This is a genomic window from Comamonas sp. (assembly GCF_009360615.1).
In the GTDB taxonomy this organism is placed as follows: Bacteria; Pseudomonadota; Gammaproteobacteria; order Burkholderiales; family Burkholderiaceae_C; genus Comamonas.
Window position 1 is genome coordinate 73,024 of record NZ_SPEY01000017.1, and the last position, 16,231, is coordinate 89,254.

A 16,231-nucleotide genomic window follows, 5' to 3' on the forward strand; every position below is an offset into this window, starting at 1 on the left:
AAATTTTATGAAGGGAAAATGTAATGGAACAAGAAACAATAGAAATCAAAAAATTACGAGATGAAAGAACACCAGACCTATTTCACACTTTAACTGAGAGTGATATTGATATTATTAGTCTAAAATTAAGTGAAGAACCCAAAGCAAGATTCAAGAATTACTTGGACAAAAATATCATACGTGAGTTTATTGTTTATATCTCGGATCGAAACCCTAGTATTGTCACGAAACTTCAAAAGTACAAAAAAAGTAGAAAATCTAAAAAAAATATATCGGCTGCCAATAAAAAAGACGAAATTCTTATATAATTAATAGCTGTTAAATTAATCGATGCCACATAGATACAGGAAAACTATTATTAGGCAGAAACCCTTTATTATTACGTTTAGCAGGGATTAAAAGGTTGTCTCCATTTAAAGTGAAATATTCTTGTTTAAAATAGCCACCCATATTCAATAAATCATCAACTACCCAATGTTTTAATCCATACTTCTCAATGGATTTTGATCTTAAAGCTTCCTCTGTATGCCAACCATAACTAAATATTCCGTAGACCTCTCCACTATCATCTGAGCTAATAAACGGAGCTAGAGTTGTATCAATACGCATAGGGACCTCTGGTATCTGGTGCAGTGTAATTAATTTATATAAACAAACGATTGAGGTGCTTTGAGTCCTTCTTTAAGTTCATTTAGACTAATAGGTGTTTTATATGCTTTTACGTTAGCAATTTTTATAGCATGAGCTAACGATCTACCCTTGAAATACTCATTGAAAAAATCTTCACTAATCCCTGAATAATGCTTTGTTTCCTCCCATACCTGATTTGGGGAATTTGAAATTATTTGATCAATTTCGAATTCCCCAATAATTTTTCCAACGGGAGCAGTTGCATATATTAATACTTTCTTTATATCAGTTTTCTTGAAAATTGTTTTACGATATTCAAAATGTTTTTTACCGTTTAAAATTTTATCTGCGTAATCTGGTTTTATTGAAATTAAAATTTTCATCATTATTTCTCACAGGTTCTTCAAATCAGATTTTATTTCAGGTAACTCTTTATCGTCTATGGTTGATGAAAAGTGCCTCAAATCATAACGCATAAAATCTACCACAGACAGGCTAAAAAGCTCTATATCAATGAGATCATCCTTATCACATTTATCTTGTTTTATTAATTCATTAGGATCATATAATGTTACATTTTTTTCTTTTATGGCTAAAAACCTAGAATTATTTTCATGGGAGTTTTTTAGAAACTCTTTTGCCTCACTCTCATTTTCGAAATGTAAATATATGGGGTTTGCTTTTATTACAGAATAAAGGAATCCATTATCCTCTAATGTTTCACAAATTGGTTTTTGGGGGAATTGACGGCACATCAAATGAAAAACATCATCGTGTGGATTGTATGTGTCGCTAATGTCATTCGTTATATTAAACATCTGCTGATAAATGGTGCTTGTACTATCATTACTTTCAACCCTGATAAATTGTACATCTTGAATAGACTGAACTTTTGCAATTTTTTTTATCAATTGGCTAAGAGACTTGATAGTTCTAAATTGCTCCTTAGAATAAAGAAATATGATGATTTTATACTTATGTAAGTGTGATCTTATACTAATATACGACCACAAGAAGCTTTGCATATCTACTAACAGAATTCGCTTCATGCAATTAAAATCCTTTTAGTTGATATTTAAATAGGAACTAGCTCGATCATTAATTTGATCGAGCTTAATTTTTTAAGCTGCTCTATTTTCTAATAAAGCCAGTGCCTTGAATTTAACATTTGGATAGCACTGCCATACAGTTTTCTCATCAGTAATTTCATCAAAAACAGGCGCGGACCAATTGTAAAATTTCAGAAATTTATCTTTACTAATGGTTTCACCATTAAAGAATTGTTCTTTGCTCGAAAATATAGCATAACCGTTATTAGTTTTTTTGAAATATGTTTCACATCCTTTTTTCGCATACACTTCAACGGACTTTTCCGCATCATCAATTGTTGGGCAAATCTTAGACAAAGAAGATGCCGTGATCGCTACCAAATCATCTCTTATCGTGAATTTTGCAAATTCTGGTAAACCATGGTAAGTGTGCGCAAGAATTCTTATAATTTGTGACTTCACCTGAGTTAAATCTTTTTCTACTATCGCTTTTTCTAAAAGAATAACACCATCATAAATATCATCTACATAACCCAAATAATCTTCTCTTGGAAAAATTGTTTCTTTGAAATAAATATCTTTTAAATCCTTTTCTTTTATTTGCATATCAATCAAGTATGCTAGAGCTAAGCTAGTGGTGATCACATCGCCAATCCCATCGCGCAACTCTATGTAGTCTTTTTCATGTACCGCTTTTACTAATTCCTTAAATTCAGACAAGAAAATATTAAAGCTACCGAGTGAAGCTGCTTGATTTTCCAAATTAAACGACCCCTTCACTCTTGTAAATTCTTCCTGCAAAGCAAAGATCATAGGATAGTCATGTAACTCTAAGATTGAAGATAGTGAACTCACAATTTCCACTCAATAAAAAAACTCATTCGCATGATTATATCATACAATTAATATTAGATTAATATTATTAAATAAGTTAATATTCGCAAATATTTTAAATTAATATTTTATTACATTATTGAATTTCAAAAGCACCTGCTATTTTTATAATACTCTATTCTCTTTAGTCCCTTACCATCAGTTGTGACTGGAAAAATTGGCTAACTTTGTGAAAATTGGCTTTTAAGCCCGAGAGCTGCCCTTTAAAATAAAAATAATTTTCAGTCGGGCAGCAATTGAATTTTTACCGTAATCAATGGCTTATGGTTAGCTTAAAAGCCTTCATTTCTCTACCTACTTAGAACCGCCGCCACAATCAAATAAGACATCAAGCACAGTTTCTTCAATTACCATTTGAATTAACTTCAAGATCAAATGTTTTTGCCTTTAAAATTTTAGCTGCTTCGGTATCACCCTTAATCGCAGCATCATTTAACAATTCCAGACCCTTCGAAGTATCTTGCTTTACTCCAATTCCGTTATAAAAGTATAAGCCTAATTGTCTGGTGGCGGGTTTATAATCTTGCGCAGCAGCCATAGCTAAGTATTCGGCAGATCGCCTCAACAAGCTTTGTTTATCTAATACAACATCTTCATTTAATTCACCGAACCTTAAGGTGTTTGCCATCTCGAATTGAGCTTGAGGAAAACCTTCATCAGCAGCACTCATCATTAGTTCAACACCTTTACCTATATAGTTTTTATCTTTTTTGGCTTCCTCTATGTATATTTTGGCTAAAATATATTTGTATTCTAATTTTTTATCTTTAATTAGCTCTAACAACTGAATTGCCTTTTGTGGATCAGCTTGCGTTGCCTCACCATAGTAGTTCATTCGCGCTAAAATAAATGTCGATAATTCGTCTTGTTTTTCAAATCCTCTTTTCGCCCAGAAAAGTGCTTTTTCATCGTTACGCTTAATGTTCACACCATCATAGTATTCACGAGCCAATTTACCCATTGCGATGGGTACGCCTTCCTGCGATAAATCATATAGTGACTTTAAAGCCGTGTATTTGCTGTCTGTGATTACTTCTGCTTTTGTGAAAGAATCTACTTTCGAGTCAGTTGATAAATAATAACCTAATCCACCAAAACACAATGCTACTGCTGCCAATACAACAATTGGCTTTTTATTTTTCATTTACTTTTATCCAAAATATTTAAAATTAAATAATTCTTTATCCAATAAAGAGCTTTCAAAAGCCTTTAGATCAACATCTGTATCAATATCCAAAGCTTTTATAAATTCTCCATCTTTCCATCCGATTTCACCACATGGAAAGCCCTCCGGATGTGAAAAATTATGTTCTGTAATTTTCCAGAAAGGTTCGACTTCTCCATAGTTATATGAACGACCACCTCCTACTCGAAATAATGGTAGTTTACTGATTGTCCAAAATAAGAAATGCAAGGACCCCAAATGGTTTCCTGTTAATTTCATGGTATGTTGTGCTACAGAGTCCGCAGCGATAACATCAAGCCCATAGTTAACACGGCGAACCGATTCTTTAGAACCTGTCTTTTTTCCCTTAATATCTGCAACCCTATCTTGCAACTGCTGTATTTGTTTGTTTAGTTCAGTTTTTTGCTCAAAATTTGGCGCATTTCTTTTTTCATGTTGAATTATTTTAATTTTGGCTTTTAATTCTTGTATTTGTGGTGCTGTCTCTGCATCTTGTTCCATAATATCTAAAAGCAACTGTTTATCACCCTCAGTTATATAATGGTCAAAATCATCAAACGAATCAGCTATATGTCCTCTACTAGAATTTGCAGATTTAACTAAAGATGAAATTGGTGCAATTGCACTGCCAACCCCTAATGCCCCAGAAATACCCCATCGACCAAATAAATCCATCATTGGATTTATCTTGCGAACATCAATATTGAGACCTATCGTTGTTGCACGTTCATTATTTATTAAGTTTCCAGTATCAATACCCTTCGCAAGAAGATAATGTTCATGAATTGAAAATAGTTCACCTCTTTGCTTCATGACTTCTAAAAGTGAACGATAACTGGCAAACCTTAACCAACCTCTTAGTGTCTGAGAGGGCATCAGGGGGTTTCCATTAGTATCAACAGGAAAGTGAATTGTATTTGGCAGGTTCACTGTGAAAGGCTGAATTAACTTAATACCTCCTTTAAATTGATAATACTTCATAGGTTTACCTCTCGTGATCCTATATAACAATGACGTTGTTAATTGGAATGTAACAGTCGGTGGTATCACCACTTTTATAATTCGGTTTATACCGGCAACATTTAATTGGCTCATTCCGCGCCATGTTAAAGATACTTATTGGGAGGATTCGATTCAATTTATCATCATAGAACCAACTATAATCTTCCATAGAATCTTCAACTGTGACTTTCGCTATCTCTCCAAATCCTGCATTTGCTGACCGCCCTATGCCAATTAAGCTATTAAGATAAAATTTAATTTTCTCTGCATCACCATGTGCAAAAAATATGATTTTGTTTACTTTGGTAGCAAGTTTCTCAGTAAATAACCGTCTAAATGGACCTTCATTTTCCTTGATACTTTTTTTAGGTTTGGTAAATTTCCCTGAAAATTCCGTCCATTGAAAATGTGTCGCTCTTACCACCTCAGTTGCAATAATTTTTGAATCTCTACCTTTCACGAACAAAGCTTGTGATGCATGATATACCCCACTAGATTTCGAAAAAACTTTATCAACTTCTTCTATTGCAATAGGATGTGTATCAGAAAAATTACGAACCGCCCAATAGATAAGTCCATCCAAGTGTATTGGATAGTAGTTACCATGAATGATAGAAGTGATTATTTCTATCTCAATTCTTAAGGGATGAAATGATGACATAGTTCACCACTTGTTTGGCTTGATTAAAATTTAATCTTATTATATTTCAGAATTATTATTTTTTAAACATTAATTTAATATTTCACCACACAAATAATAAAGAATAATTATTTAAGCGGTAATCAAAATTAATATACAAACAAATAAAAAAGGACAAAAAAATTGTCCTTTTTTTAAATCAGCCTAATCTATACGGCGAAACTTTCAAGTGTAGCTCCGGCTTCAATCGCAGCAACCAACCATTTAGGTTTTAATCCACGTCCAGTCCATGACTGTTCATGATTTTCTGGATTGCGATATTTCACTTCCGCCTTCTTAACTGCTTTTTTATTTGGTTTAGTTGGTTCCGCAAATAATTCCTCTAAAGAGATACCCAAAGATGCAGCCAATTCGCGAACATGAATACGAGCATCATTAACTTCTTTTTCTTTACGAGCTTCAATTGCAGAAGCAATGTCTTTTTGTAGTGCTTCAAGGTCTGAGATTGAGGAATCCGCAATAACTTGATCTAAGCTTTCTTTCATTTACATCTAACTCATTATGTATTGTAGGTAAATTTGATTATATGCAATTTAAAACTTAAATAAAGTTTTTAAATACAACATTATCAAAATATTTACATATTTATTGATTTATAGACTAATTGCAAGACTAAGATTAGCCCAAAGCAAACTACTCCAAAATTAAACATCTGATTAAACCGTTTTACCTTATCCACCAACATTGCTGAAAGATTAGCTTTTTGGGTCTCTAATTGAGATAAGGTTTTTTGAGTAATTGAATGAGCAAATAAAGTCAGCCCTCCAAAGCACAACAGTAACAGTACAAAGACATCACTATATGGCAAGCTTGGACCACGAAATATCTGTTCTGAATAATTCTTATCCACAAAAATCGCCAATATTAGTATTACATTAAATGTAATAGCTACCGATCCCACGGCGATTTGCTTCGCTATAAAATTAGATCGCCACAACTGTAGTTGGAGTCTCGTTATTGAACTGGCATAAACTGGACTATTGAAATCGAATGACTTAAAAGATACAACGATCCAGACAACCAAAAAAACAGAAACAAAACTTAATAAAAGTAAATTCAACATATTTGACTCTTTTTCTTTCAATATTTGGTGAATAATTTCGATGGAAATTAAAGTAAAAATTAAATCTACAATACAACGCTAATTTCGCTATCCATATAAGCTTCCACCTCACCCTCACTAGAAAATATGCCTGCTTTTGCGTAATTGCTTAAAAATCTAACAGGAATTGCATTTATGAGAGGTTTAGATTTCGGAGAATTAAAATAAGGCATTCGTGGATCAGCAAACCAAATAATTATTCGATCTTCCGGTGCCCGCAAGCCTCGACCCAAACCTTGCTTAAGCACACGGACGCAATAATTATTTTGTTTAAGCCATAGGATATTATCGATAACATGTGGCGGAATATTTTTTGAAGTCATGTATTCTCGTGCTACATATTCTTCCAACTCATTCTTAGGTGGATTAGGAATTCTTGTTATCACAATATTCTGCAAAAACTGACTATTGTCAGCAGAACGAATATTTAAACCATCCCATCCAGAAGGTGTGATTAATACATCAGAATGCCCTGCAATAAACTCCGGTAAGCATTCCATCAATCGCTTACCGGCTTCTTGAGTTATACATTCAACACCTAAGCCTTCCATGTGTTCTTTGATTAATCTGGTTTCCTCAAATGAGTAAGTCAGTACCAAGGTGGGACCTGTCTTAACAGCCTCCTTAATCATAGATGCAGTGTATTTCAACCAATAACTATTGAATCTGTTACATCTATTATCGCGGTCATAACTTGTTGGTACCGAAACATTCTTAGATGGTAGAATGAATCGCATATCTCCATACATAGACGGCGTTAAACGCAATAGGCATGTTACCGCCTCATGGGAAAAGCCAAGATCGCCTGCAACAGCTATTGCCTTATCATCTACCCGATTATCAAACAGGGTTGCAGACGTTATTATCATTCGTGTTGTTAAACGTTTTAAAGTATGTGCAAAAAGTCGAGAAGCAATTGGATTTACAACTGCTAGACTTGGATTTCGCATATTATCGCTGTATAGGATCGCTCTATATAAATAATCATTAGAGGACCGCCATTGCGCTAAAGTTATTAATGCTTCGTCTAGTTGCTCTAAGCATTCAACCTGAAAATGATCCAAACTATTCAACTTTTGAAATTCACGAAAATCTTTCTCTAAATGACGTAGATTTGCTTCAATTTGAGCAACATAATCAATCTGATCTGTTAACCACTGCTTATGACCACCAGAACTAATGTAAAAGTCCTGATATGAGCCATTTGCTTTATCATATTGAATAACATTTGCCTGCCAATGTTTAAGAAACTGGCGTGTCTCTTTTACATACGGCGCATGTATATCAAAATCTTTTGCGCTACTAAGCAAGAAATTTATCCTTGCAAATGGCAAGATTTTATTTGATCTTTCTGACATGAGACGATCTAAATGATGTGCTTCATCGGTGATTACTGCATAAGCCGATTCAGTAAAATCTGTAACATTGTCATGCCCAATTAATGTTGCATGATTGGTTAATAGTAGTCTTGCGGAGGCTGCTTGATTGATATGTTTTATATAAGCATCATTACTGATCCGCCCATCATACAACAAACATATATCTCTACTATGGATATGGTCTGGGAACATAAAATATTCCTCCAACCAATCTAGCCACAAACCTGATCCACTGTTACAGCTCTTATGTGCATAAGATAAAAATTCTTCTAACTGTTGACAGTAATCAACATCATGCGAATACTTCGCTAAGAGCTGCTCCACAAGATGCTGAGTTCGTTCCATACAATAAAAAGCTTGCCGACCCATTCTGTAAGCGCACGGCACCGGCTCCAAGCCTAATAGCTCAATTACACGAATTGCGAACGGCATATCCTTATGCATGATTTGTTTCTGGAGCAACCGAGTAAATGTTGAAATAATAATTTGATTTGCTTCTACGTGGGTACTAAGAAAAATCAAACATGGTATCAAGTAACCTAAGCTTTTTCCTACGCCGGTTTCTGCTTCAATAATTGCAAGTGACTCATCTGGGTACATCAATGACTCACCGACTGCTTGGGCATATTGATATTGCTCTTTGACATATCGTCCACCAAGCGATACCACAACACCATGCGGATTAAATGCTTCATGTATGTAATCTGATAATTTTTTATTAGTCATGAAGAACCCTCACGCAACCCAATCCATATACTCTTTTATTCCCGACACCAAAATTCCATGCCGAATCAAATTTTTCGTGATGAAGTATTAAACCCTCGAAAATCACATTCATCGTGGGTTCTACAATAAATAAATTGTCACGTTTATGATAAATCGGCACATCTATTCCCTCATGAATCTCAAAATTTGTACTAGATGGATCGAAACCCAATTCATCCATTACCTTGTGAACACGTACCTTTTTTTCTGCTTCATTCATTAGACGAATAGAGTTTTTGTACCTTGGGCTTGTTTGTGCCTCATATTTCAAATTCGGTGTTTTTATTCTTTTCTTTGTAGATAATTGCACTACCACTCTTATAGGCTTATCCAGATTAATGGCAAATTCATTATGTTCAACGATTGGGTGTTGAATAGGTACAGAACTCTTGCCGATCAACCCATAATCATCTCCATATTGAAAGACAACATAAGTGATTGCCTTATAATTCTCCGAAAAAAGATCACTCAATCCATTACGGCGTAACCAATGTACAAGCGTATAATGAGCATCCTTACCCTTTGGAACGCTTATTTCGAATAACCATTCATTAAGCTGCTTCATTAACCACCACCTTAAGTAAATTCAATATAAAAAGCCGAGAATGAATATCCATTGCTAACAGATCATTAAATTTGATCATTAGAATTTGGTTTTTTTCTACGAACATCCTTACATCATTATCCAAATTCGATAATTCTCCTTTGGCAATTTTTTGCATCAAGCTAATCGCTTTATCAACAATTTTTTTATCGTTGAGTTTTACAAGCTTTGTAAGCTTTCGCCATATATCTAAATTTATGCAGTACCCCCCTTTTGAAGTCGAAATATAAACAGAACGCTCATCTGATACCATTAAATTTTGAGCATATTCTGCATACCGTATTGTGGGTCTTATAATAATTCTTTTTCTAGGATTGTTTAGTAAATTTATTATATATTCATTTACACCATATACCACAAATTTAACGAATTTTGTATCGGTTACTTGCCTCGCATAACGTTCACTTACAACCAAGGTCATACAGTCATTTTCTTCTATTACTAAAAGCGAATTTAAGAAGCTTATAGGGCTATGTGCGCGAACATGAGTTAACATTCCAAACAGCTTTGCATTTGGTCTTTGAAAGAAGTCACATACCATACAAGTATTTGTATTATTATCATTTTTGCAAACTTCAACATTATTCTCGCCACATACATCGCAGCATGAAGTTACCTTGAATTTTTCTTCAATAATTAGCGGAAAAATGCATTTTTTTATTAAGCCGTTAGCAGTCATAATCAGCTCTCTTAAAATATATGTTTTATTATATATTAATTACCTTAAATCACTAATATTTTATTGAAAAAAACATTAAATAATATAAAATATAATAATCAAACTTTGGTTGGAAAAACTATGACAGATAACCTGATGAGTACCCTTACTCAAATAGCAAAAACTGGCAATAATGACAATTCAAACTCACTTAACATCACTAATATCTACCTCAAGGTAATAGACATATCCAATGATCCTTCGGGTCTAACTTATGCTACTGGCACAAACCTTGTTACTGGCGAAAATATTAGAGTCCGGTTAAGTACGATTGATGAATCTGCACATGATCTAGTTAGCATGAAAAAAGAAGCATCTCTTGCCAATGCAAAGCACACGGTCACGAGACTTTATGCCGGACAAAAGCCTAGAGAAGAACTCATGGCTAAAAAGTTTAAGAGAAATGCTAATTTTCTATTCTTTGATCGCTGTTTTTTTATGGGCAATATTAATAATATCCCCACTTTTCGTAGCCATTGGGCGAACACCATCTCTAAACAACCAAGCATTGAAACAGTTACAGGCTATGTAAATATCCAGTATAAGGATGAATCCCATACACCTAATGGGAAAATACGTGCTTGGGCAAACGTACTTGAATTCTGTCGATACTTTACTTTAGAGGACAAATCTAAAAATTTAGATATGGTTGTATATGCCCTCAGAAATACACTTAATAAAACAAACAACATTCTGCGAGAAGGTCGCTTTCAAGCCGAGATCATTGATGGGAATAATAATACCGTAGCATTATTTAATATCCCTCAGAAGTACATTGAAACTAATGGCAAGGACTCGTATGGTCAATCATCAGTATTTCTTGCCCCAAGTGAGCCACGAGATTCAATAGCCACTTTTTTAATGAAAGACAGCAATTCAGCAAATTCTTTTTCAGTATCAAAAGACATTGCCCGAATTGTACTCAGTGTTTTTTGTGATTACCCATACCAGAAAGAAGATTTTCTTTCACAAGATTTAGATTATTTGCAAAATCTCGAGAATTTGAAAAATCAGCTTTTAAACGGTGAATTTAAAGTAAAAGTGTTTGGCAGCCGGACCTATCGCTTCGGTCGTGAAACTATCCAAGACCTCTCACCACGAGGCAATTACAACCCCTTAAAAATATTCGCCAGAGAAATCTATCAAGATAACAATCCAACTGGCAATTATGAAAACTTATATGTACCAATGCTTTTAGTAATGCAAGTTGCTGAAACCGGTCGCCGTTTTATTGTTTTCCACAATCGTATTAACTACAACACATTAGGTGAAGGCAAACCCAAAAGCCTAAAAGAATTATCTGATGATTTAGATACTGTTCAACCCTTAAAAACCAAAAGCTATTCAATTTAATAGGGACAAAAAATGACGAACGAATCCGTATTTGCAGCAGCAATGGACCATTTAAATAACAAGAAATATGGAGATGCTGAAAATCTATTTCGCGAATTGATGAATCAAGGAAATATACATGCTCAGATTAATCTAGCAACAATGTTTCTTGACCCCAATTTGTCTTTGCGTAGATACAAGGAAGCTTATGAATTATTGATTGATGCTGTAGAAAAAGTTGATGGTATAAGTGCAGCAAACAATATTGGCATGATGTATATGGCGGGCATACATGTTGAACAAGATTTTCACAAAGCATTCGAATGGTTTCAAAAAGGAGCTGACCATCAAATTGGTGCATGTTTCGTGAATCTGGCTAAAATCCATGTAATCGGAGCAGTAAACAACGGTAAACCTGATCTAAAATCTGCTATCAAATGCTTCATCCAATCATACAAGTTTGGCTATCCAATGGGATTAGACGAAATAAGTACCGTCTTATCACGTCAAACCCCAACCACACTCTCAAAAGAAAAAAAAGAGGAGCTTGTTGATTATATAAAACGCACTTATATCGAAGAAAATAGCCTTGACCCTAAAAGTGGTGATGGGTCTCATGAAGTCGAATTGGCAGAGATGTTCGATCGGATTGACGGTACATATTCATATAAATCTGATGCAGCAGAATGGTATGCTGCTGCACGAGAAAAAGGTTGTACTAAGGCAATAAATAACCTAGCAGCAATGTTCCTGACTGGCGAGCATGTACAACAAGATTTGAAGCAGGCATATTGTTACTTCAAAGAAGCTGCCGAACTTGGTGATGCTTTTGCAATGAAAAACTTAGGTTGCTGCTATCTTGAAGGTAATGGGACAGCCGTGGACCTTAATGCTGCATCACATTGGTTAATGAAGTCAGTCGAGGGAGGTTGTAAACATGCCATACCTCCTCTAGCCTTTACGTTATATTCAATAAACCCCTTGGACTCGTCAACTTATATTGGCTATATGGAAAAGGCATGTGATCTAAATCACCGAGAATGTCTGCTAATACTCGGAAAAGAATATTTAGAAGGTGAAAATTTAAAACAAGATTTAAACAAAGGCATCTCCCTTTTGAAAAGAGCGAGTTCGTTGGGTGAAGAATCTGCACCATTAATCCTTGGTCTACATTACATCTCAACCGAGAAGCCTGAAAATTATGCAGATGCATCAAAGTATCTTTTGAAAGCCGTCAGTGCAAAAGATAGACACCCAAAAAGCTTGTCTTTAGTAGCCCAAATATTTTTTAATAAGAGGGAATATGAGGAATTTGATAAGAGCCAAACATTAAGGCTAAATAAACTACTTGCAGATAGCGGTGATTCCGAAGCTCAGGCGCGTGTAGCAGCTTTATATCTGGAAAATTGTGAATCTAACCAAGACATAGAACAAGCATTGAAATATGCGATTCTCAGTGCGGATCAAAAGTGTATAGCAGGGCTTTCAATTTTAGTAACCATGTTTATTACTGGTGATCTTCCAGATAAGTCAATACTTCCAAAAGCATTGGATGACCTTGAAGAAGCAAGCAAAAATGGTTCTGCAATTGCTACTTTCGCTCTTGGGCAGTTTTATGAAGTTGGTACAACGAATATTGCCATGGATAAGCAACTTGCTATTGAATACATTAGTCAAGCGGCAGAAATGGGTTACGAACCGGCTAGTCTAAAAATCAAATCAATGCTTAAGAATTGAATCTCAAGGGCATATCTTTCTTGGATATGCCCTTTTAATTATAGGTCGTTTCAGGAGGCTAATTTATGGAACCTAGTCTAAAGAAAATAGTATATATCGGTTCTCTTTTTCTTGTATTATTGATAATGGTACCATTAACAAAGTATGTAGCGGCTCAAAATCTTAGTGATATTATCCTTTTCATTACAACAATTAGCCTTGCGAACATTTCCTGTTTACTTCATATATTTATTTATAAAAAAATAGAAACGAAAGCAAAATATAATGATTACAGCCAGAGAAATATAATTTTTGCGAGTACAGTTGTTTTTTTAGAGTTAAATGGAATATCTTATACTATTCAAAAAAAAGAAAATAAAGAACAGTTTTCTTTTTCAGTTAATTGGAAAAAAAAAGATGCTGCAACCGAGCAATTACGTGCTATTTTTTGCAGTTTATGCATACACAATTTCAAAGGAATTACTCCAACTCAACAAACAAAATGGGCGATTCAAAACGATTGGGAGGAAAATCTGGAAACAAATCTAACAATTGAAGAAAAAAAACGGCTCTGGAAAAAGCAATCCAAAAGCTTACAATTCCATTTTAAGAATAATAAAAAAACAGTAAATAAAATTCATAAATTTATTCAAAAAAATAGTAACAGTGAAATGATAAAAAACTTTGTTGAAGAATTGGTTAAAAAAAAATAATAAGTCATACTTTTTAAAACCTTAAATAAGCAGACTTTTTTTCATACTGCTGAAATACAATATATTTTTCCACATGCGCATCATGCTTTTTTATTTTAAAATTTGATCTATCAAAGTTTTCATCAAACTCATTAATTAGCACTCCCTCCCTGTGATACAGATAAATAATTAATAGAAAAAAGAGGACGGTCCATAAAATAATTACATAATCATAGTAGTTCATTTTTAGTTCCAAAATATATATTAGCCTAATAAAGTGACAAGATAAACTATAGGGAAAGGCACAATATAAACTAAATTAATTAATTTATTATATTTAGATTTCCGTAAGTACATAAATTGAAGTATCAATAAACAGATTTCTACCAACATTAAAATAAAAAATAAACTCTTGAAACCATATACAACTAGAAGTGAAGTGCCATTAAGAATTATCATAATTGTGATAAAAATTGCTATTACCTTAAAAATTTTTACTAATTTTTCCATGTAGACACCTAAATTATTCATGGTTTAATTTAACTGATTTTAACATTGGCAGAGTTACTTAATTTCTCTTTTAGAAATCACCTGAAATTAAAAGGCAATTGAAAATCTGGATTACATGATTGGCAAGATTCAATGTAACCAAACCCATCTTCTCGAATAAATTTCTTACTATTACATTGCTTACAGATAGAACCTTTTTCTAAAACTTTGTAAGAAAATCCATTCTCACCTTGATCTTTATCAAAGAAAATTTCAATTCCGTTTTTATAGTACGCCCTAATCGGTTCATGAAGCTTAAAAGTCTTTATAATGCGACTATGATTCACTGTGTTGAATTCATAACCACGATCTCCACCAAACTTAAAAAAGTATACGAAATAGGACTTTCTCAACTGCAAGTCATAAAATTTATTTTCCAGTAATATTTGGCAAAGCCTAGCTTTGAGTATTTTCATACTCAATGACATTTCATGATCATCATAATGAATATCATGTGAACCATCGCCAGTATTTATCCTTGTCATATTTTCAGTATCCCATATAAACCCACGACTGAAATTATACTCCCCCATAAAAATCAATTTTTATGAGGGGCTAATGTACTTATGCAACCGATACGAAAGTATCTTCAATCTGCTGATTTGCTTCTGGTAAAGGAATACCTATATTCTTAAAAATCAAATTAGAAGATAGAATAATATTCTGCCTAGCTTTAGAAATCCTACCGGATATTACACATCGTCCCTGCCACTGCGGATCAGTTCTGGACCAATTGATATGTTGTAATCGTTCAACATACTGCATCCAGTCGGTAGGTCGGTTTTTTATTAAATAACATCCCACTTCTGCTATTGCTAGCCAAATAACACTATGCGCATGTACAAAAGAATCTCTAAGCTCCACTGGCTCTATATGCAGTTTACCCAGATTAGCCCATTGTTGTATGTTGATACTTACTTCCTGCCAGAAGGTATGAATGATTTCTGGATTGTCTGAGATTTTTTCCTCTTTGAGCATCGTTTTAGTCACTTGGTAGATTCCACTAAATGTGAAAAACATCTTGGACTTGGATGGTAAATTTGTTCTTTCGTAATCCACATATTCTTTAAAAAGTGGTACGGAATCTATCACCTCTCGTGTTACTTTATTTAGTCTATCTCTATGGTTGAAAAGCAATTTAATGGATTGTGCCGGTTTAGTTGCATTAATATTAATATCAGCAAATACTTGTTGAGCAGCTTCAATACTACCGTTGCTATAAAGCATTACCGCTATATATTCATCACCAAGGTATTTTGAAATTTTTACTGCTTCCTCAATAGCTGCACGTCTATGCTGACCATCAAAAAGACGTACATCGGCATCAAGGGATATTTTTAAACGCCCTAGATTGACAGTGCCATCAAACCGTTCAAAATTTACCTCACCGGCACTTATATACGCAACAAGAGGAGGTAGAATATAGGAATCTGGATTATCCACCATATATTTCACGATTTGTGACACTCGAGCTTTATTAAGTATTCTTTGACTTCTCTGCTCAACTGGAAGCTGTGTATTTTCTTCCCTTAGAAACTTTGATAAAACTTTCAAAGGAACCTGTATTAGATAGTTTCCTTTTCTACCCTGAATGCCTGAAAGTGCTGCAAATGAAAAATAGTTCTCGCTCATAATAATTCCTTCAATTTCATAAATTTTTGAATGCTTTGTATCAATCTTCAATCCAAAACTTAAATTTAGGAACATTAGCTTTAACTTTCACAACACTATTTGGACCCATAAAAATAATTTGTTTTTCGTGTTCTACAAGTTGACGATCACTAAAACGGTTTTCATTAGGTACAAAGTTAAGAGGATTTTTTGACATTACGATCTCCAAAGTTATATATACAATATACAACATATACCGCAATAAAAACATACTTTAAATTATTAATTATTGTAAAAGATGC

The 16,231-nt window shown here is 33.9% G+C and carries 19 protein-coding genes; 4 read left to right on the forward strand and 15 right to left on the reverse strand.

Annotation, left to right across the window (positions count from 1 at the left end; all coding sequences use genetic code 11):
• Positions 1-23 precede the first annotated feature (23 nt).
• A complete protein-coding gene (locus tag E2583_RS03735; protein ID WP_194596697.1) occupies positions 24-308 on the forward strand; it encodes a hypothetical protein in 285 nt (94 codons plus the stop codon).
• Positions 309-318: 10 nt separating this feature from the next.
• Here the strand turns inward: E2583_RS03735 and E2583_RS03740 are convergent, their stop codons facing one another.
• The 12 genes from E2583_RS03740 to E2583_RS03795 all read right to left on the reverse strand — a co-directional run bounded on the left by E2583_RS03740 (position 319) and on the right by E2583_RS03795 (position 9,990).
• On the reverse strand, positions 319-609 hold the full coding sequence (locus E2583_RS03740; RefSeq protein ID WP_194596698.1) for a hypothetical protein: 291 nt from the start codon (positions 607-609) through the stop codon (positions 319-321).
• A 29-nt stretch (positions 610-638) separates the two neighbouring features.
• A complete protein-coding gene (locus tag E2583_RS03745; protein WP_194596764.1) occupies positions 639-1,013 on the reverse strand; it encodes an ASCH domain-containing protein in 375 nt (124 codons plus the stop codon).
• 9 nt (positions 1,014-1,022) lie between these two features.
• On the reverse strand, positions 1,023-1,679 hold the full coding sequence (locus tag E2583_RS03750) for a hypothetical protein (protein WP_194596699.1): 657 nt from the start codon (positions 1,677-1,679) through the stop codon (positions 1,023-1,025).
• A gap of 72 nt (positions 1,680-1,751) precedes the next feature.
• Entirely contained in the window at positions 1,752-2,534 is a 783-nt protein-coding gene (locus E2583_RS03755) for a hypothetical protein (protein ID WP_194596700.1), read from the reverse strand.
• A 382-nt stretch (positions 2,535-2,916) separates the two neighbouring features.
• A complete protein-coding gene (locus E2583_RS03760; RefSeq protein WP_291593327.1) occupies positions 2,917-3,717 on the reverse strand; it encodes a tetratricopeptide repeat protein in 801 nt (266 codons plus the stop codon).
• Positions 3,718-3,723: 6 nt separating this feature from the next.
• The gene (locus tag E2583_RS03765; protein WP_291593328.1) at positions 3,724-4,740 is read right to left on the reverse strand and encodes a hypothetical protein; all 1,017 of its coding nucleotides are present in this window, start codon (positions 4,738-4,740) and stop codon (positions 3,724-3,726) included.
• 19 nt (positions 4,741-4,759) lie between these two features.
• Positions 4,760-5,422 (reverse strand): hypothetical protein, encoded by a 663-nt coding sequence (locus E2583_RS03770; RefSeq protein WP_227592122.1) that lies wholly within the window; start codon positions 5,420-5,422, stop codon positions 4,760-4,762.
• Between the two features lie 188 nt (positions 5,423-5,610).
• Complete coding sequence (locus E2583_RS03775; protein WP_194596703.1) at positions 5,611-5,946, reverse strand: H-NS histone family protein; 336 nt, start codon at positions 5,944-5,946, stop codon at positions 5,611-5,613.
• A 92-nt stretch (positions 5,947-6,038) separates the two neighbouring features.
• On the reverse strand, positions 6,039-6,524 hold the full coding sequence (locus E2583_RS03780; protein ID WP_291593329.1) for a hypothetical protein: 486 nt from the start codon (positions 6,522-6,524) through the stop codon (positions 6,039-6,041).
• A 65-nt stretch (positions 6,525-6,589) separates the two neighbouring features.
• Entirely contained in the window at positions 6,590-8,668 is a 2,079-nt protein-coding gene (locus E2583_RS03785; RefSeq protein WP_291593330.1) for a helicase C-terminal domain-containing protein, read from the reverse strand.
• Positions 8,661-9,272: a hypothetical protein gene (locus tag E2583_RS03790; protein ID WP_194596706.1), complete on the reverse strand. Its 612-nt coding sequence runs from the start codon at positions 9,270-9,272 to the stop codon at positions 8,661-8,663. The genes E2583_RS03785 and E2583_RS03790 overlap by 8 nt, the downstream gene beginning before the upstream one ends.
• Positions 9,259-9,990, reverse strand: coding sequence for a hypothetical protein (locus tag E2583_RS03795; RefSeq protein WP_291593332.1), 732 nt, complete (start codon positions 9,988-9,990; stop codon positions 9,259-9,261). Before E2583_RS03795 ends, E2583_RS03790 begins: the two co-directional genes overlap by 14 nt.
• 120 nt (positions 9,991-10,110) lie before the next feature.
• Between E2583_RS03795 and E2583_RS03800 the strand changes: the two genes are divergently transcribed.
• From E2583_RS03800 to E2583_RS03810, 3 genes are all read left to right on the forward strand, one after another.
• Positions 10,111-11,382: a hypothetical protein gene (locus E2583_RS03800; protein ID WP_194596708.1), complete on the forward strand. Its 1,272-nt coding sequence runs from the start codon at positions 10,111-10,113 to the stop codon at positions 11,380-11,382.
• A 12-nt stretch (positions 11,383-11,394) separates the two neighbouring features.
• The gene (locus E2583_RS03805; RefSeq protein WP_194596709.1) at positions 11,395-13,098 is read left to right on the forward strand and encodes a tetratricopeptide repeat protein; all 1,704 of its coding nucleotides are present in this window, start codon (positions 11,395-11,397) and stop codon (positions 13,096-13,098) included.
• Positions 13,099-13,163: 65 nt separating this feature from the next.
• Complete coding sequence (locus E2583_RS03810; protein ID WP_291593335.1) at positions 13,164-13,790, forward strand: hypothetical protein; 627 nt, start codon at positions 13,164-13,166, stop codon at positions 13,788-13,790.
• Between the two features lie 566 nt (positions 13,791-14,356).
• On the opposite strand, the gene E2583_RS03815 is transcribed toward E2583_RS03810, so the two are convergent.
• The 3 genes from E2583_RS03815 to E2583_RS03825 form a co-directional block, all read right to left on the reverse strand.
• Positions 14,357-14,803 (reverse strand): hypothetical protein, encoded by a 447-nt coding sequence (locus E2583_RS03815; protein ID WP_291593337.1) that lies wholly within the window; start codon positions 14,801-14,803, stop codon positions 14,357-14,359.
• Positions 14,804-14,882: 79 nt separating this feature from the next.
• Positions 14,883-16,001, reverse strand: coding sequence for a DNA sulfur modification protein DndB (gene dndB, locus E2583_RS03820; RefSeq protein WP_291593339.1), 1,119 nt, complete (start codon positions 15,999-16,001; stop codon positions 14,883-14,885).
• Positions 15,991-16,146 carry a hypothetical protein gene (locus E2583_RS03825; protein ID WP_194596714.1) on the reverse strand — a complete coding sequence of 52 codons (156 nt, stop codon included), beginning with the start codon at positions 16,144-16,146 and terminating at the stop codon, positions 15,991-15,993. The genes dndB and E2583_RS03825 overlap by 11 nt, the downstream gene beginning before the upstream one ends.
• Positions 16,147-16,231 lie beyond the last annotated feature (85 nt).